The sequence below is a fragment of the uncultured Clostridium sp. genome (assembly GCF_934754925.1).
Classification (GTDB): Bacteria; Bacillota; Clostridia; order Clostridiales; family Clostridiaceae; genus Clostridium.
Map to the genome: position 1 here is coordinate 14,381 of NZ_CAKVJA010000018.1, position 18,634 is coordinate 33,014.

An 18,634-nucleotide genomic window follows, 5' to 3' on the forward strand; every position below is an offset into this window, starting at 1 on the left:
AGTACCCTTCTTTTATATCATTCTATAAATATATTGTAAACACTCTACATATTTAATTCAAGATATTTTTTATACTAATTATTTTTTCCAGTAATATTATAAAATATAATTTTAAATGGATATATAATATTTTTGAAAATAATTCTAAACACTTTACTTAATATATTAACAACTTCTAACTCAAATCTTATACACCTATTGCTAATAAATTTCATATATAATCCAAGGGATATTAACATAAATATATAAACATATGCTCCTAAAAATGCATAATTCGTATAAAGAAGAAATGCAAAAATAATCATAGCAGCTAATATCCAAAATAGTGTATCTTCTATTGCTATTATAAATTTTGGCACCTTGCTACCCCTAATTATTCTATATAAGTCAAACATTAAGCCGGTTAATATACCAGCCAATAATGCATACAATATAATGCTAAACTGTATATTAGTATCTAATGGCATAATAACCTCCTACTTGAAAAGTCTTCCTATTATACTTTCCTTCTCTTTCTTTATTTCCTTTCCACTATAAACAATATAATATATATCTCCATTTATCATTACATCGCCATTTTGCACATCTAATTTATTCATTTTTAAGTTTAATCCCTTTATAGTTAGTGCCCCTAATTTAGTGTTTAGTAATATTTTTTCGTCATCAAAACTAATGACTTCTTCTACCCCTGTTAATGTCATCTTCTTTCTATTTTCTAGTATAATGTTTCCTCTATTATCCTCAATTTTATTATCTATTTTTTTCTCCATTATCTATTCCTCCATATATTTCTTGATTAAATATATGAAGTATTTTAAAAAATTATTCTTGGTCCTCTACACCTTCTAGGATTTCATACATTTCCTTAGCATTTTCTTTTCTTACATGCTCTGCTATATTTATTATTTTTGCTTTTAATTTTCTATTTGCAAATGTAATTTCAATTATATCTCCTTCTTTAACATCTGTTGATGGCTTTGCTATTTTATCATTAATAGCTACTCTTCCACCTTCACATGCCTCTTTTGCCACTGTTCTTCTTTTTATTATTCTTGAAACCTTTAGATATTTATCTAATCTCATTTATACTTCCCCTTATCTCAAAATTATTTTTGTGTATCAAAAAACCCGAGATAACTCGGGCTTACATTTATAATTACTTATTAACTCTTTCTTTAAACTCTTTTCCTGCTTTAAATACTGGAACAGTTGAAGCTGGAATGTTTATAGTTTCTTTAGTTCTTGGGTTTCTTCCTTCTCTAGCTGCTCTTTCTCTAGTTTCAAAAGTACCAAATCCAACTAATTGAACTTTTTCTCCATTTTCTAAAGCTTCTTGAACTGAATCAATAAATGCCTTTAAAGCTGTTTCTGCATCTTTCTTTGTTAATTGGCTTTTTTCAGCCATGCTAGTAATTAATTCTGCTTTATTCACGATTTACATCCTCCTTAAATAAACAGTTAAAAATATTGTAGTTAACTATTTTTAATTATGTACTATAACTACATTACCTTATTATATATCCACTTTATAAAGTAGTCTATAGTAATATGGGTGGTTTTCTATAAAAATATATTTATTACAACTTTTTCTTGTAGTATAGTCATTAATTTGTTATTCCCTTAAAAATATTCTGCATAAACTAAAAAAATCCTCCTGTTACTGCAGAAAATTCAATTTTTTCTTTACTAATCGTACTTCTTAGAATCTTCCCATAATTTATTCATTTCGTCTAATGTAACACTTTTTAAATCTTTTCCCTGTTTTAATACATTATCTTCAATAAAGCTAAATCTTTTTATGAACTTTTTAGTAGATTTGTTTAATGCTTCTTCTTCATCTACGTTTAATAATCTCGATACATTAACACAAGCAAATAATAAATCTCCAACTTCATTCATTATTTTTTCCATATTATTGGTTTTATATACATCTAATACTTCATTTATTTCTTCTTGAATCTTTTTAACTGCTTCATCTAAACTTTCAAAATCAAATCCCACTTTAGCAACCTTTTTTTGCACCTTATGTGCCTTTATTAAAGCTGGTAGTGTTTTTGCTATTCCATTTATTTCTTCAGTAAGTGTTTCATAACTTTTCTCTTTCTTTTTTAATTCGTCCCAGTTTTCTAATACTTCCTCTGAATTATTAGCAATTTCATCTCCAAAGACATGTGGATGCCTATAAATCATCTTAGAAGTAATTGCTTCTATTACATCTGATATATTAAAATATCCATCCTCTTTTCCTATAACAGAATGGAATACAACTTGCAATAGAACATCTCCTAACTCTTCAATTAATCCATCTATATTATCATCTTCTATAGCTTCAATTACTTCATAAGCCTCTTCTAAAAGCGAATTTTTTATACTTTCATGAGTTTGTTCTCTATCCCAGGCACATCCATTTTCACCTCTTAAAACTTCTATTGTATCAACTAAATCATAAAAATCCTTTTTGTTATTTATATCCTTAGGAATATATACAGAAGTTAAATAATCTATATCTTCTTGCATATCAAGTTCATATATTGGAATTTTTCTTATAGATTCTTCTCCTTCTATTCCTGCAGCTCTAACGTAATAAATTTCAGTTTCATCATGATAATACTCTAGTAATTCAAGTTTAACTTCTGATGCTATTAATGGATTATACACTTGGGTTATTATAGTTCCAATTCTTTTATCTAAAATTTGATTTTTTATATCGAAAGCATCTATAATTTTTAATCCTTCTATTGGATCTATCTGTAATCTATCCATCATAGCATCTACGAAACTAACTGCTGGTAATATCTTATATTCAATATTGTTTTCGTTACATAAATTAATTAAATTTAAAACTGATCTTTCTGCAACTAAAGGATGACCTGGCACTGCATATACTAACTCTCCAGATATCTTATATTCCTCTATCATACTTTTAGCAATATTAGAATACACCTCATCGAAACTACTTCCCTCTTCATAATAATTATCACAAGTTTTAAAATCTTCTAATCTATTCTTTAAATAATCAACTGTAGGATGCTTTTCTGTTCTAAAATATAAATTTTTACTTTCTTGTAAAGCCTCAACAGCTCCTATAGTTAATGCCTCTGGTGAACCCGGTCCTAATCCAACTATTTTTATCATATAGTAATCTCCTTACATCATTTTCTTGCTAATCTATTCTTTATTTCATCAACTTCAAATATTTTAAAGAGTAAAATAGCTATCATATATATAATAATACCCATAAATATTGATAATAAGCAAGAAATACTATTATTATCTAACCTTTCCACAATAAAATTATAACTAAATAAAACTACAACTATCATTGCAACAGAAGCATAAGCTGGTTTTATAAAAGAATCATAAATACTTACTTTACATTTAGTTTTTGTTCTAAGTGCTATAAGATTTAATATAGTAACTACAATATATGCAGAAACAGTTGCTATTACAGCTCCAAAAATATTTATTGTTGGAATAGGAACTAAAAATATTGTCAAAACAACCTTTACAATACATCCTATTATTAAATTAATAACTGGTCTTATATAATGATTGGTTGCTTGTAATATAGATGTAGTTGTTTGAGTTGTTATTACAAAGGGAATTGATATAGACAAATATCTTAATATTTCTATTCCTTCATACTTATCAAAAAATACTAATTTCATTATTGGACCCGCTAAACAAAACATTCCTAGGCTACATGGCAATGCTATTACGGCTGACAACTTCATTGCTATATTTATTTTACTTTGCATTTCTTCTTTTCTGTTTAGTATATAATGCTCTGAAATTATTGGAATTAATGATGTACATATAGCTACAGATAATGTTAATGGTATATTTACTAATACAGCAGCTTTACCTGTAAGTTGTCCATATAATGCGGTAGCATTAGTAACTCCTGATTCTATTAACTTTTGAGGAACTACAATAGAGTCTATTAAATTCATTATAGTTCCAACTGTAGCACCTAAAGAAATAGGAATTGCTATTTTTAATATTTCATTTAATATATCTGTATTGGTTTTTATCTTCTTAATCCCCATCTCTTTTCTTACTTTTATATATTTAATCCATAAATATATACTTGCTATCATTGCACCTCCCGCAGCTCCAAATGCAGCTCCTCCTGCTGAATACTCTATACCCTTAGGTAAAAGTATATAAGCTAGTCCAACTCCAATTATAACTCTACCTATTTGTTCTAATACTTGTGATGTTCCTGATGGAGTCATATTTTGTAATCCTTGAAAAAAGCCCCTATATACATTTACAAAAGAAACCATCATAGGCGCGAAAGAGATTCCTATCAATGCGTAATATGATTTCATATCCCATTTTAAAAAATTGATTATTGGTTTAGCAAAGAAAAATAATATTAATGATGTTCCAATACCTAATGTCATCATTAAATAAGATGATTCCTTAACAACTTCATAGCCACCTTCAACATCTCCCATTGCATTTCTTTCTGAAATCATTTTTGAAACTGCAACAGGAACCCCACTTGCCATGGCAACGAAAAACATATATAAAGGGTAAGACAATTGGTAATATCCTATTCCTTCATCACCTATTAGCATTATTAATGGCCATCTAAAGAAAAAACCTAACACTTTTGCTACCATTCCTGCTAATCCTAGAACCAAACTTCCCTTTATAAGAGATTGTTTCTTCATAAAATACCTCCAAACTTAAATTACTAACTACTACTAATTTTTATTTAAAGCTTAGAGGTATTATTACATATATTCTTTGTTTATTTTCTAAATATTGTAATACTAATTTAATAACTTATTGTTCCATTTGCTTTCCTAGGAAAGCGGCTGCAGTTTCTGCTAATTTTAATTGTAAATCGCCAAATTTTTCTCCAGTTTCTTTTGAAACAATAAGTACAGCTCCAATAGCATCTCCTTCTGTTATTATTGGTGCTATTACTTGGCTTGTATATTCTCCTTGGTCCTCGTCATTATGTAGCGGTATTGTTTTACCTTCTTCTGTTATTATAGAAGCTTTTCTACCATCCATAATTTCTTCTAGTTCTGAACTTATTTTTCTCTCAAAATAATCTTTTTTTGTTGCTCCACTTACAGATATAAACGCATCTTTGTCCGCAATTAAAACAATATGACCAATTGATTGTTGTAAGCTTTCAGCATACTCCTTGGAGAAATCTGTTAATTCCCCAATAGGAGAATATTTTTTTAATATTACCCCACCTTCTCTATCTGTAAATATTTCTAATGGATCCCCTTCTCTAATTCTTAAAGTTCTTCTTATTTCTTTTGGTATAACTACTCTTCCTAAATCATCAATACGTCTAACTATTCCTGTCGCTTTCATTATTATGAGCTACCTCCTTGATTAGTTTATATAATTAACTGCAGTATTATTATTTGAACTATTAGAAATTTTATACACATATACCCAATATTTATCCTTTCCTATCTATTGAGGAATTCCTTGAAGTCTATGGCAATAAAACAAGAAAATTTTTTAAATATAAAAAAGGTTAAGCAAAATTTAAAATTTTGCTTAACCTTTTAATTAAAAATTATAATCTATCCTCATAAGTCTTAACATTTAAATCTTTTTTCCATTGTTCTAATGTTGAATTATATACTTCTTTTTGCTTTTCAGTTAGTAAAGTAGATTTAATACTATCTTTAACTTCATCAAATGATTTTACACTATCTTCTGATTGAACACCTTCAACTTTAATTATATGATAACCAAATGAACTCTTAACTGGTGCTGAAATTTCTCCTTCTTTTAAAGTCTTAAATCCAGCTAAGAAATCTTTATCATAATTTTCTTTTTCATTTTCAACATATCCTAAATCTTGAGAAACAGGTAGTGTTCCGCTTCCATTATTGTTAGATTCATATTGTGCATATATTTCATCAAATGTAGCTTCACCAGAATCAATTTTATTTTTAGCTGATTGTGCTTCTTCTTCAGTCTTAAATAAGATGTGCTTAGCATTTGCCCCAGCTTTAACTGTATACTTATCAATATTGTCATTATAATATTGTTCAACTTCTTCATCAGTTACAGTAACATCCTTTATGATAGCTTCTTTAACTTTGTCAGTTTTAACTAAATTTTCTATAAATGAATTAAATTTTTCATCTGACATTCTATAATATTCCAGAGCTTGTTTTAATCCTTCTTCTCCACCATATGCCTCTGTAAACTTAGCTTTTTCTTGTTCTATAGCAGTTGATAATTCTTCATCTGATGGGATATATCCAAGCTCTGTACCCTTAGTTATTAATACTTCATCATTAACTAATTGTTCTAATACTTGCTTTCTAGCTTTTTTTAATTGTTCTTTTAAGCTATCATCAATATTATTTTCATAATCTTCACCATATGTTTCTGTTAAATAGTCTATATCAGCTTGTAATTCACTATTAACATCAGCCATAGTAATTTTATCTCCTCCAACTTTTGCCAAAACTGTTTTTTGTATAGCCTCTGGAGTTTTTTCTATCATTTTACATCCTGTTATTGAAAAAGCCATTGCAGTAATAGCTGCAGATATTACTATATTTTTTATTTTTCTCAATTTATTTCCCTCACTTTACTTAAATAATAATTTGTTACATAAATTAGTATATCAGTAATACCCTTTTTATTCAAATTTTACTGTCTATTTTTTACGTGAATTTTCAATTAATTCCTTAAGAAGCTCTTTATAAAAATTCAACATTTCCTCTCTCTTTATAGTGTTAATTCTTACAGCAAAAAATGGCGTTTCTCCAAAATATAAAACTACATTATCTTTATATTTACTTAAAAGGACCCTATATACTTTATTAACATTTTTAAATCCTTTCTGGAATTTAAATCTTATTTCTTTTTGATTTTCTTTTATCTCTTCAATTAAAAGTATCTTAGCTAAACTCTTAATATATGCTATATCCATTAAATTATAAACGGCTTCTGGAATACTAGAGTATCTATCCTCTAATTCTTCTTTTATCTCAGTATAATCATCCATATTTTCAATTGCTGCTATCTTCTTATAAACCTCTATTTTTTGTATTTCATCTTCAATATATGAAGATGGAATATATGCATCCATTTTTATATCAACAGTAGTTTCAATAGGCTCTTGCTCTATTTCACCTTTGATTAACTTAACAGTATCTTCTAACATTCTACAGTATAAATCATATCCTATAGCAGCCATATGTCCATGTTGAGATGAGCCCATCATATTTCCCGCTCCTCTTATTTCTAAATCTCTCATGGCTATTTTAAATCCAGAACCAAGCTCTGTAAAATCTTTTAAAGCTTTTAATCTCTTTTCAGCAACTTCAGTTAATACCTTATCTTTAGTATACATAAAGTAAGCATAAGCTATTTTATTAGAACGTCCAACTCTTCCTCTTAATTGGTATAATTGAGATAGTCCCATTTTATCTGCATTATTTACTATCATTGTATTTACATTAGGTATATCAATACCTGTTTCTATAATAGTTGTACATACTAAAACGTCATATTCCTTTTTCATAAAATTAATCATTTCAGCTTCTAATTCTTTCTCTGTCATCTGTCCATGAATAACTCCAACTTTGCATTCAGGAACTAACTCTCTTATATAATTTGCTATACTTTGTATACTTTCTACTCTATTATAAACAAAATAAACTTGACCATCTCTTCCAACTTCTCTTAAAATTGCATCTCTAACAAGCTGATCATTTTGTTCTACAACATATGTTTGAATAGGATATCTTTCCTCAGGTGGGGTTTCTATAACTGATATGTCCCTCACACCTGTAAGTGACATATGAAGTGTTCTTGGAATTGGTGTTGCGCTTAATGTAAGTACATCTACATTTTTCTTTAAAGATTTTATTTTTTCCTTTTGAGCAACTCCAAATCTTTGTTCCTCATCTACTATAAGCAATCCTAAATCCTTAAATGCAATATCCTTTGATACTAATCTATGAGTTCCTATTAATATATCTACATTTCCTTCTTTTAAAGCCTGTAAAGTAGCCTTTTGTTGCTTAGCAGTTCTAAATCTGCTAATCATATCTATCTTAACTGGGAAATCAGAAAACCTCTTTTTTAAATTTTTATAATGTTGCTCAGCCAATATAGTTGTTGGAACAAGAAATGCAACTTGCTTTCCATCCATAACAGCTTTAAAAGCAGCTCTTATAGCTACCTCTGTTTTACCATAACCAACATCTCCACAAAGTAATCTGTCCATTGGCTTATCTGATTCCATATCATGCTTTATTTCTTCTAATGATGATAATTGGTCAGGAGTTTCTTCATATGGGAACTCATCTTCAAATTGCCTTTGCCACTCTGTATCCTTAGAATATTTATACCCTTTTAATGCAGCCCTTGCCGCATATAATTTCACTAAATCTTCAGCAATTTCATTTATTGATTTTCTAACTTTAGCTTTAGCCTTTTGCCATTCATTTCCACCTAATTTATTAATCTTAGGAGTCTTTCCTTCACTTCCTATATATTTTTGAACTAAATCTAACTGATCCACCGGAACATAAAGCTTATCTCCCTTATCATATACGATATCCAAGTAATCTCTCGTATTACCAGCTATATCAATTTGCTTAATTCCTTTAAATACACCTATACCATGATTTGCATGTACTACATAATCGCCCGGCTTTAATTCTGCAAAGCTAGTTATCTTTCCTACACCTTTTTTCTTACTTGTCTTTTTAGGTAGGGATTTTTTAGCCTCACCAAATACCTCTTTATCAGATATTACACATACTTTTAAATCAGGATACTCAAATCCCTTAATTAAATTCCCAAATGTAACTACCGCTTGACCTAACTCAATACTATCTACTTCATCCTTATAAACACTTTCAACTTCCCTATCTCTAAGTGTTTTTACTAATCTTTCTCCCCTAGTTCTAGTACCAGCTAATATTAAAGTTCTAAATCCACTTGCTTTTCTTGATTTTATATCTTCGATAAGTAAATCTAACTGTCCATTATAATTATTTGATGTAATTTGGTTTAGCTCTATACTAGTTACTGGGAATAGTATATCTGTTCTTGTATCAAATGTATTCAATGTTATAACATTAGCTTTTTCTAATTTAATTAATAACTCTTCTTTGTCTATTAACAATTTATTTTGAGAAGGTAATATATCACCCCTTTGAAGAAATGCTAAATAGTTTTCGTTAAATTCATAATATATACTTTCAACTTTTCCTTGGCATCTCTTTAAGTCATCAATTATAAATGTATATCCCTCTAAATAATCAAAAAATGATTCCATTTCTTTATAAAAGAAAGGTAAATAACTATCAACAGTTTCAAATGTTGAAGTTTCATTCAACATTTCTAAATTTTTATTAACTATTCCTCTTATCTTGTCAATTTGTTCATTATTTTTCTTATTTGATTTTTCAATTATTGAATCAAGTTCAGCAATTATTTTATCATTTGCACTTTTTTTGGCTTCTTCATCTACTATTACTTCTTTTGCTGGAAAAATCTCCATAAATTCAACTTTTTCGATACTTCTTTGAGATTCTATATTAAAAGTTCTAATAGAATCTATTTCATCACCAAAAAGCTCAATTCTATATGGATAAACAGCTGTAGGAGGGAAAACATCTAGTATCCCTCCTCTAAATGAAAACTCACCCTTACCTTCTACTACTTCAACTCTTTCATAGCCACACTCAATTAATCTTTTGGAAGTGTCTTTTAAATCTACCTCGTCCCCACTTTTTATACCAATACTATACTTTAAGTATTTTTCTCTAGGTGTATATAATGCAGTCAGTGCATCAATTGATGTAACTATTATCTTTTTACTTTTATTATTGAGTATCTCTTTTATTACCTTTAACCTTGCCCATCTAAGATCTCCTGAAACTGCATCAACATTGTAAAACACAACTTCTCTTATTGGTAAAAAATATACATTAGTAGAGTAAAGACTTAGATCCTCATATAGATTTTTAGCCTCAATCTCATTATGTGTTACCACAACTAAAGAATTATCTATTTCATTAAATACTCCATCTATTACATAGCTTTTTCCAGAATCCGATAAACCAGATATATTTATTGGAAACCTTTTATTTTTTATACTATTTATAGTTGTAATAAACTTATCATTTTCCTGTAAGGGTTGTAATAGCCCTTGTAATCTCATCTTATCACCCTCCATAACTTCTCTTTAAATTTCTTTGCATGCATTAAATCCATTTAGTTTATTCATCGCCTCTTTAGTATCCGTATTTACTATTATACTTACTGCCTCACTAGAAGCTTTTATCGTTTCTCTTAAAATTTCAATCTCATCTTCACTAAATTTCCCCAATACATGTGAAACTAAATTTCCCTTTGGCGCTCCTACACCTATTTTAACTCTTGGAAACACATCAGTTCCTAAGTTAGCTATGATACTTTTTATTCCATTATGTCCACCATGGCTACCCTTTTCTCTTATTCTTAATCTTCCCACTTCTAAGCTAATATCATCATAAATTACAATTACTTCTTCATTAGATATTTTATAGAAGTTAATTACTTCCCTAATACTTTCTCCACTTAAGTTCATATATGTAGTTGGCTTTAATAAAATTACCTTCTTTCCGTTTATAAATCCTTCACCAAACACACCTTTAAATTTTATCCTATTTAATTCTATATTATACTTATCAGCAATATAATCTACTGCTGCAAATCCTATATTATGTCTTGTACCATCATATTCTTTTCCTGGATTTCCTAATCCAACTATTAAAAACATTCTTTATTCCTCCGTTACTTTTAAAGTGACCATTTTATATTATACCATTTTTTTCAATAATAAAAGTTTTTTATTATTATATATTGTTAAACACATTATTTATTTTCATTCCTAGCTACAAACTATAATAAACAAATAAAAAATTCTCACTTATAAAACATATTACTTATTTTAAAATAAAAATTTAGACCAACTCTTAATCAGAATCAGTCTAAACTCATTTATTTTAGCATTTTAATATCTATACTCTTCATTTCTCCATCACTTAAAATCTTACAATGTAGTATATCATCTTTTTTCTTATCTTGTAACAATTGTATTAGCTCATCAGCATTAACAACTTCATATCCATCTATGTCTATAATAATGTCTGTTGGTTTAACTCCAGCCAAATAGGCATTCCCATATTTATCGAGTTCCTGTATATAAAATCCGGCGAAATCCCTTGCTTCATCCGTTACTACTCCACCTTCAATTATTCCTAAAATTCTTTTAAATGCATTGGTTGAATTAATCATATCCTGAAGCTCTTCCATCTGTATTCCATAATAAAGTCCATCTTCATTTCGTTCATTAGTAATAGTTAAATCAGCAATTCCAACTAATTCTCCTTTAGAGTTACAAATTGCACCCCCTGTATTTTTTTCATTTATAAGTGCATTTATTTGTAAAAGTGATTGACTTTTTCCTTCACCTATATTTAGCTTTTCGTTTCTTGATGTTATAATTCCTGGAATTGAACTTCCTATATATTCATCTCCTATAGCGTTTCCTAATACAACTATTCCTTGCCCTTCTCTTATACTATCAGAATCTGCTATTTTTATTGCTTGTAATTCTCCATCAAATTCTATTTTTATTATCGCTAAATTTCTATCTTCATTTTCAACTAATATATTTGCTTCTATTGGCATTGCAGCTGCTGATGATAACTTTACATATATATTACTTTTATCCTTAATTGCAGAATAATTTGTTAATATTATTCCACTAGACTCTATTATAACTCCTGTTGCATTTCCCTCAAAGTACTCATCTTCAGTAAGCTTTTCTTTTGAATCACTTATACTAACTAATGATTGGGATACTTCTTTTATAACTTTTGTGTAATCTAATATCACCATATCTGCACTTTCTTTAATTTCCTTAATTTGCTGAATGGCCCCACCATACTTATTTTTAATGCTTATATTAGCTATAATTGATCCTAAAAATCCTGCTATGGCCACATATAAAATCACCTTAACGCCCAATTTAACCCTTGTCCTAGTACTGTTTTTCTTTTCAAAAATTATATTAGATATCCTATCTTGTGGAGTATTTGATATTCTTCTCTTTATATATTCTTTATTATTCATATCCACCTCCGACTATTGAAATATTGCATCCCTAAACTAACCTCAATATTTCTACATCACATAGTAAAATCTAACTTTAAATATTAAATTATAGTATATTCTTTTAGTTATTTCGTTGTAATGTAAATATAAATCTTACACCCTTATCTTCTACATTTTCCACCCATATGTCTTGATTATGTTGAGATAGTATTAATCTTACTATAGGTAAACCCAATCCTGTACTAATTTTATTAGTTCTTGATTTATCACTTTTATAAAACCTATCCCAAATATGATTTAAATCATGTTCTGAAAGAATATCCCCTGAATTAAATATACTTACAAATATTTTTTCACCTTTTGTTGATATATTTATCTCTATTTGTCCGTTATCCTCACTATATTTAATCGCATTTTCAAATAAGTTTGTAATAACTTGAAGTATTCTATCTCTATCGCCTATTGCAAAACATCGTTTCTCATGAAATATTGCTTTAACATTTAATCCCTTTGCCTGTATCTTATTTTCTAAGTTTAATATACACAGACTTACCGTTTGATTAATGTCAAACTCAGAAATATGTAAATTAAACTTTCCTGATTCCATAGCAGAGATATCTAATAAATCATTAACAAGTCTAGCTAATCTATCTATTTCATCATAAGCTATTTTTAAATAATAATTTTCTTTATCTCTAGGAATAACTCCATCTAATATTCCTCCAATAAAACCCTTTATTGAAGTTATAGGAGAGCGTAACTCATGAGAAACATTTGAAATAAACTCTTTTCTAATATTATCAGACTCCTCAATAGATTGTGCCATTCTATTGAAAGATTGTGCTAGTTCTCCAATCTCATTTTTTCCAACAACTTTTACTCTTTCTTGTACATCACCCTTTGCTAATCTTTTTGCAGAATTGTTAATCTTCTCTATAGGCTCTACTACTAATAATTGAGCAAAATACTTTACAATTCCTCCTGCTACTATTACTGCTAATACAATAGATATCCATATTATAATTACTGTCCGCTTTTCATTCACAGGGTCATTTTCAATCATTATTATATAGCCATCTAATTGATTATTTGAGTAAATAGGCTTAATAAACGCCGATACTTTCGAACTATTTGTATTATCTATTGAAATTTTTTTATAAATAATTTCTCCATTAGTAGGCATTTTTGTGCTACTTATGTCTATGTTAGTATATTTAAATTCACTATATTCACTATTTGATACCATATAGACATACCCTAATCTATCTACTACTATTCCATCCATATCATTAGTTAAACAGGCTATCTTTAATAATCTATTAACTTCATCATAAGTATCCTCTTGGTATTTTAAATAACTACCTACTGCTTCTGAAACAACATCTAATTGCTTATTTAAAGTGTGTATAAGCTCATCATGGTTAATTCTATAAAATCCTATAGTTAATACTAATCCAACAAGTATTAATAATCCGCCTGTTATTGAAGAAAAAGTAATTATTAACTTTCTTACTATACTATTCTTCTTCACCTATCTCACCTCAAACTTATAACCAACTCCCCATACTGTTTGAAGTTCCCACTTTTCTCCGCCTTTAACTTTTTCTCTTAACCTTTTTATATGAACATCAACCGTTCTTGAATCTCCTGGATAATCATAGCCCCATACTTCATACATAAGTTGTTCTCTAGTAAAAACCTTATTAGGATTACTAGCCATAAAATGAAGTAATTCTAATTCTTTAGGTGCTAATTTCACAATACCATCTTTATATGTTACCTCATATGCTCCGATATCAATTGTTAAGTCTGAATATCTTATTATATCCTTTGATTGATTATCAACTGCATATCTTCTTGTTACAGCTTTAACTCTTGCTAATAATTCCTTAGGATCAAAGGGTTTAACCATATAATCATCAGCACCCAATTCTAATGCAAGTACCTTGTCGAAAACCTCCCCTTTAGCTGTTAGCATTATTACTGGAATATCACTACTTTTTCGTATATGCTTTAGAACCTCTATTCCATCTCTTCCTGGTAACATCACATCTAATATTACTAAACCAATATCTTCTGTTGATACTATATTGCACGCATCATTTCCATTAAAACATTTTTTTGTGCTATATCCACCACTTTTTAAATACATATCTATAAGTTCGTTAATATGAGCATCATCATCTACAATTAAAACTTTTCCCAGTTTATCTTCCATCTTTTATTCACCTTCCTTATTTACTATTTTATACTATATTTAAATAAACAATAATAAAGTTTTTATAAAATTTACATTTGTAACACAATATTTAAAAACATAAAAATAGACTGCTACCCATGTAGCAGTCACAAATTATTAATTTTCAAATAATTTACTTATTGGCTCATCGTCATATATTCTCTTAATTGCTTCTGCAAATAGTGGTGCAACAGAAATAGATTTAAATTTATCTAATCCTTCTTTTTCTGGAAGTGGAATAGTATTCAGCATTACTAATTCTTCAATAGCAGAATTATTTATTCTTTCAAATGCTGGACCTGATAATACTCCGTGAGTACAACAAGCATAAACATTCTTTGCTCCTAATTCTTTTAATGCATTTGCAGCATTTGCAATAGTTCCAGCAGTATCAATCATATCATCAATTAATATACATCTCTTTCCATTAACATCTCCGATAATATTCATTATCTCAGATACATTTGCCTTTGGTCTTCTCTTATCAATAATTGCAATTGGAGCATTTAATTTATCAGCAAATTTTCTTGCTCTAGTAACACTTCCTAAGTCTGGTGATACAACAACTACATCATCTTGATCACTAAATCCCTTGTCAACAAAACTCTTAGCTAATATTGGTGAACCTAATAAATGATCCACTGGTATATTAAAGTATCCTTGAATTTGAGAAGCATGTAAATCCATTGTTAATACTCTATCTGCTCCTGCTGCTGTTAATATGTCTGCAACTAATTTTGCAGTAATCGGATCTCTTGATTTTGCCTTTCTATCTTGTCTAGCATATCCATAATACGGAATAACTGCAGTTATTCTACCAGCTGATGCTCTCTTAAAGGCATCTATCATTATTAATAACTCCATTAAGTTATTATTAACTGGTGAACTAGTTGATTGTACTATAAATACATCTACACCTCTTACTGTTTCATTAATATCTACTGATATTTCACCATCACTGAAAGTTGAAACTTTCGCATTTCCTAGTGGTATTCCTAGCAAATCAGCAATTTCCTTAGCTAGTTCAGGATGTGAATTTCCTGTAAATATTTTTATTTTTTTCCCATGAAATATCATATTATGAGACCCTCCTTAATTTGCAACAACGTTTGCCATATTTATCTTATAGTTTAATATATATTATTTTTTATTAATAAGACCTTTTTTATCTACCCAGCCTTCGATATTTCTTTGCTTAGCCCTAGCAACTGCTAACTCTCCACTTCTTACATTATTAGTAATAGTTGAGCCAGCTGCAATATAAGTATTATCTTCAACTGTAACAGGTGAAATTAAATTTGTATTACATCCAATAAAACTGTTATTCCCTATAATTGTCTTATTCTTGTTTTTACCATCATAGTTAACAGTAACAGTTCCGCACCCAAAATTACAGCCTTCTCCTACCTCAGCATCTCCTACATATGTTAAATGAGATATCTTAGTATTATTTCCTATTGTAGATTTTTTTATTTCTACAAAATCACCAATTCTTACATTACTTCCGATAATAGATTCTGGACGAATATAAGCGAAAGGTCCAACTGTAGTATTTTTACCAATCTTACTTTCTAATATTACAGATGATTGTATGTCTACACCCTCACTAATAATACTATTGTTTATTCTTGAATTTGGATATAGAATGCAATTCTTCCCTATTACCGTATTACCTTCAATAACATTTCCTGGATATATTATAGTATCTTGACCTATCTCTACATCAATACCAATGTATGTTGAGTTTGGATCAATTATAGTTACACCATTTTCTAAGTGCTTATTATTTATTCTCTTTCTTAAAATAGCTTCAACTTCTGCAAGCTGAACTCTTGAATTTACCCCTAATGTCTCTTCATAGTTTATTACAAGTGCTCCAACCTTCTCATTCTTTTCTTTTAACATTCCTATTACATCTGTTAAATAATATTCACCTTGAGAATTATTATTAGAAAGGTTTCCTAGACATTCAACTAAACTTTCAATTTCAAAGCAGTACATTCCTGAGTTTATCTCTTTAACCTTAAGTTCTTCCTCATTACAATCTTTATGCTCAACTATCTTTAATACTTCATCTCCACTTCTTATGATTCTTCCATACCCTGAAGCATCATCTAAAATAGAAGTTAGTATAGTTGCACTATTTCCACTTTCTTTGTGAGCCTTAAATAATCTCTCTATAGTTCCTTCTTCTATTAAAGGAGCATCTCCGTTAAAAACTGCAACTGTACCCTTTTTATTTTTTAAGAAATCTATAGCACACTTAACAGCATGACCTGTACCTAATTGCTCCTCTTGTAATGAATAACTAACATTTCTTGATGCAGTATTTTCTTTAACTAATTCTGCACCCTTACCTACAATAACATTTATATCCTCTACATTCCCTTTTCTTAATGTGTCAATTACATGATTAACCATTTCTTTACCACAAACTTTATGTAAAACCTTAGGTAAATCTGATTTAATTCTCTTTCCTTGACCTGCTGCTAATATCAGAGCACATTTATACATAAACTCACCTCTCTATAAAATTTAAGGATAAAACATAAATTTTTTCCTAAAACGTTCGTGTATATTTCCTATATATTATATTGCATTAACTAAAGTATTTCAACACTTCAATAAAATTATAAAATGAGAGGAATATATACGTAAATATATTCCTCTCATTTTAAGTTATTATTCAGTTATAACAACGTTTTCTTCTTCTACTGCAGCCTCGTAAGCCTTTAATATAGATGTTTGAATTTTTTCCCTAGTATCTGTATTTATTGGGTGGGCAATATCCTTAAATTCTCCATCTGGTGTTTTTCTACTTGGCATTGCAATAAATAAACCATTTTGTCCTTCGATAACCTTAATATCATGAACAACGAATTCATTATCAAATGTTATAGAAACTATAGCTTTCATTTTTCCTTCTGCTGCTATTTTTCTAATTCTAACGTCTGTGATTGTCATTTCACTACACCTCCAGTTGCTTTATAATAATATAATTTCTATAAAAAGTTTAAAAATCCTTTTTTTTACTTAAATTTTTTTAATTTTTTCCATTGTTTATTTGTTATACATTTTAAAGCAACTGAATTTATAACTATTTTATAAAAGATGATGGTCTAACGTTAAGCTTTTCCTCTTCCTTATTATACTCTAAATCAATAATTGAAATATAATCACTAGTTCTTTTATTTTCTATTCCAACATTATCAACAAGTACCCCTGTTCCAACTAATTCACTATCAAATTCTTTTAAAAGAGCTCTAATTCCTTCGGCCGTTCCTCCACCTCTTAAGAAATCATCTATAAATACACACTTACTTGATGCTTTCATGCACTTTTTAGCTAATGCCATTTGTTGTATTCTTCCACTTGTACCTGATACATAATTAATTGTAACTGTTGGCCCTTCTGTAATTTTGTTGTCTTTTCTTATTATTACTAACTCTATACCCAAACTTTTAGCAACTTCATATGCTAAAGGAATTCCCTTTGTTTCAACGGTAACTATATAGTCTATATTCATATTTTGAAAATGAGATGCTAATATAACCCCTGCTTTACTTACTATTTGTGGATTGTACATTATATCTGTTAAATAAACAAAATTTCCTGGTACAATTCTACCTTCCTCTAATAAAGCTTCACATAATTCATTTGCAAATTCTTCTTTAGCTTGTTTGCCCATTGAAGGAATAAACTTAATTCCTCCCGCTGCCCCTGAAATGGTTTCTATAGACCCCATCTCTAATTTCTCTAATACTTCTCTAACAATTACTATATCTTCACTAATAGTTGACTTAGCTGCATTTAAAAGTTCCGAAAATCTATTTAACCCTATAACCTTATTAGGAGTTTCTATTAATATCTTTGTAATGGCTACAACTCTATTATTTCTACTTAATTTTTCCACTCTATTCACCTTCCTTATTTTCTCAAAAACACGAATTTTTTCAATTTCCTTTATCCGAATATTCATATTTTATTCTATATTTAATACATTATCAATACTTTTTTAAGTTATTTATAGGTAATTCCTTATATTAGTTATTTTCTATGTTTAATTATAAAAATTTATCTTTTTTCTTCCATATTTTAAACGTTTTATAAATACTATCTTTCATATGTATAGTTTTTCTCTTTTTTTTCATAAAATATTTTATATATTTTTTATTTTTTGTGTTCAACCTAGCAAATTTGTATATAATTATAAATATATATATATTTAAATGAGAATCTAATTTTTAATTTAATTATATTTAAGTTACGTAT

17 protein-coding genes are annotated in these 18,634 nt (G+C 28.5%); all 17 read right to left on the bottom strand.

Features of this window, described 5'->3' with window-relative positions:
- Positions 1-74: 74 nt before the first annotated feature.
- On the bottom strand, positions 75-467 hold the full coding sequence (gene yabQ / locus Q0G30_RS07670; protein ID WP_294388567.1) for a spore cortex biosynthesis protein YabQ: 393 nt from the start codon (positions 465-467) through the stop codon (positions 75-77).
- 9 nt (positions 468-476) lie between these two features.
- Positions 477-770, bottom strand: a complete 294-nt coding sequence (gene yabP / locus Q0G30_RS07675) for a sporulation protein YabP (protein ID WP_294388570.1) — start codon at positions 768-770, stop codon at positions 477-479.
- 52 nt (positions 771-822) lie between these two features.
- Positions 823-1,083: an RNA-binding S4 domain-containing protein gene (locus Q0G30_RS07680; RefSeq protein WP_294388573.1), complete on the bottom strand. Its 261-nt coding sequence runs from the start codon at positions 1,081-1,083 to the stop codon at positions 823-825.
- Positions 1,084-1,156: 73 nt separating this feature from the next.
- Complete coding sequence (locus Q0G30_RS07685; RefSeq protein WP_042400053.1) at positions 1,157-1,432, bottom strand: HU family DNA-binding protein; 276 nt, start codon at positions 1,430-1,432, stop codon at positions 1,157-1,159.
- Positions 1,433-1,686: 254 nt separating this feature from the next.
- Positions 1,687-3,135 (bottom strand): nucleoside triphosphate pyrophosphohydrolase, encoded by a 1,449-nt coding sequence (gene mazG / locus Q0G30_RS07690; protein WP_294388575.1) that lies wholly within the window; start codon positions 3,133-3,135, stop codon positions 1,687-1,689.
- 17 nt (positions 3,136-3,152) lie between these two features.
- Positions 3,153-4,682: a polysaccharide biosynthesis protein gene (locus Q0G30_RS07695; protein WP_294388577.1), complete on the bottom strand. Its 1,530-nt coding sequence runs from the start codon at positions 4,680-4,682 to the stop codon at positions 3,153-3,155.
- A gap of 115 nt (positions 4,683-4,797) precedes the next feature.
- On the bottom strand, positions 4,798-5,346 hold the full coding sequence (gene spoVT / locus Q0G30_RS07700) for a stage V sporulation protein T (RefSeq protein WP_195468729.1): 549 nt from the start codon (positions 5,344-5,346) through the stop codon (positions 4,798-4,800).
- 211 nt (positions 5,347-5,557) lie between these two features.
- Entirely contained in the window at positions 5,558-6,574 is a 1,017-nt protein-coding gene (locus tag Q0G30_RS07705) for a peptidylprolyl isomerase (RefSeq protein ID WP_294388578.1), read from the bottom strand.
- Positions 6,575-6,658: 84 nt separating this feature from the next.
- Positions 6,659-10,183, bottom strand: a complete 3,525-nt coding sequence (mfd, locus tag Q0G30_RS07710) for a transcription-repair coupling factor (protein WP_294388580.1) — start codon at positions 10,181-10,183, stop codon at positions 6,659-6,661.
- A 24-nt stretch (positions 10,184-10,207) separates the two neighbouring features.
- Complete coding sequence (gene pth, locus Q0G30_RS07715) at positions 10,208-10,783, bottom strand: aminoacyl-tRNA hydrolase (protein ID WP_294388583.1); 576 nt, start codon at positions 10,781-10,783, stop codon at positions 10,208-10,210.
- Positions 10,784-11,004: 221 nt separating this feature from the next.
- Positions 11,005-12,141 carry a S1C family serine protease gene (locus tag Q0G30_RS07720; protein ID WP_294388585.1) on the bottom strand — a complete coding sequence of 379 codons (1,137 nt, stop codon included), beginning with the start codon at positions 12,139-12,141 and terminating at the stop codon, positions 11,005-11,007.
- Positions 12,142-12,244: 103 nt separating this feature from the next.
- Positions 12,245-13,654, bottom strand: coding sequence for a HAMP domain-containing sensor histidine kinase (locus Q0G30_RS07725; RefSeq protein WP_294388588.1), 1,410 nt, complete (start codon positions 13,652-13,654; stop codon positions 12,245-12,247).
- Positions 13,655-14,341 (bottom strand): response regulator transcription factor, encoded by a 687-nt coding sequence (locus Q0G30_RS07730; protein WP_294133502.1) that lies wholly within the window; start codon positions 14,339-14,341, stop codon positions 13,655-13,657.
- Between the two features lie 138 nt (positions 14,342-14,479).
- Positions 14,480-15,439, bottom strand: coding sequence for a ribose-phosphate diphosphokinase (locus Q0G30_RS07735; protein WP_294388593.1), 960 nt, complete (start codon positions 15,437-15,439; stop codon positions 14,480-14,482).
- Between the two features lie 63 nt (positions 15,440-15,502).
- Positions 15,503-16,876 carry a bifunctional UDP-N-acetylglucosamine diphosphorylase/glucosamine-1-phosphate N-acetyltransferase GlmU gene (gene glmU / locus Q0G30_RS07740; RefSeq protein ID WP_294388596.1) on the bottom strand — a complete coding sequence of 458 codons (1,374 nt, stop codon included), beginning with the start codon at positions 16,874-16,876 and terminating at the stop codon, positions 15,503-15,505.
- Positions 16,877-17,044: 168 nt separating this feature from the next.
- Positions 17,045-17,326, bottom strand: coding sequence for a septation regulator SpoVG (gene spoVG / locus Q0G30_RS07745; RefSeq protein ID WP_294388598.1), 282 nt, complete (start codon positions 17,324-17,326; stop codon positions 17,045-17,047).
- A 133-nt stretch (positions 17,327-17,459) separates the two neighbouring features.
- On the bottom strand, positions 17,460-18,275 hold the full coding sequence (gene purR, locus Q0G30_RS07750) for a pur operon repressor (RefSeq protein ID WP_294388601.1): 816 nt from the start codon (positions 18,273-18,275) through the stop codon (positions 17,460-17,462).
- Positions 18,276-18,634: the final 359 nt, after the last annotated feature.

What these genes read in the sequence shown, in the direction of transcription:
- yabQ (WP_294388567.1), bottom strand. Translation starts at nt 467, where the DNA reads ATGCCATTAGATACTAATATACAGTTTAGCATTATATTGTATGCATTA.
- yabP (WP_294388570.1), bottom strand. Translation starts at nt 770, where the DNA reads ATGGAGAAAAAAATAGATAATAAAATTGAGGATAATAGAGGAAACATT.
- Q0G30_RS07680 (WP_294388573.1), bottom strand. Translation starts at nt 1,083, where the DNA reads ATGAGATTAGATAAATATCTAAAGGTTTCAAGAATAATAAAAAGAAGA.
- mazG (WP_294388575.1), bottom strand. Translation starts at nt 3,135, where the DNA reads ATGATAAAAATAGTTGGATTAGGACCGGGTTCACCAGAGGCATTAACT.
- Q0G30_RS07695 (WP_294388577.1), bottom strand. Translation starts at nt 4,682, where the DNA reads ATGAAGAAACAATCTCTTATAAAGGGAAGTTTGGTTCTAGGATTAGCA.
- spoVT (WP_195468729.1), bottom strand. Translation starts at nt 5,346, where the DNA reads ATGAAAGCGACAGGAATAGTTAGACGTATTGATGATTTAGGAAGAGTA.
- mfd (WP_294388580.1), bottom strand. Translation starts at nt 10,183, where the DNA reads ATGAGATTACAAGGGCTATTACAACCCTTACAGGAAAATGATAAGTTT.
- pth (WP_294388583.1), bottom strand. Translation starts at nt 10,783, where the DNA reads ATGTTTTTAATAGTTGGATTAGGAAATCCAGGAAAAGAATATGATGGT.
- Q0G30_RS07720 (WP_294388585.1), bottom strand. Translation starts at nt 12,141, where the DNA reads ATGAATAATAAAGAATATATAAAGAGAAGAATATCAAATACTCCACAA.
- Q0G30_RS07730 (WP_294133502.1), bottom strand. Translation starts at nt 14,341, where the DNA reads ATGGAAGATAAACTGGGAAAAGTTTTAATTGTAGATGATGATGCTCAT.
- Q0G30_RS07735 (WP_294388593.1), bottom strand. Translation starts at nt 15,439, where the DNA reads ATGATATTTCATGGGAAAAAAATAAAAATATTTACAGGAAATTCACAT.
- glmU (WP_294388596.1), bottom strand. Translation starts at nt 16,876, where the DNA reads ATGTATAAATGTGCTCTGATATTAGCAGCAGGTCAAGGAAAGAGAATT.
- spoVG (WP_294388598.1), bottom strand. Translation starts at nt 17,326, where the DNA reads ATGACAATCACAGACGTTAGAATTAGAAAAATAGCAGCAGAAGGAAAA.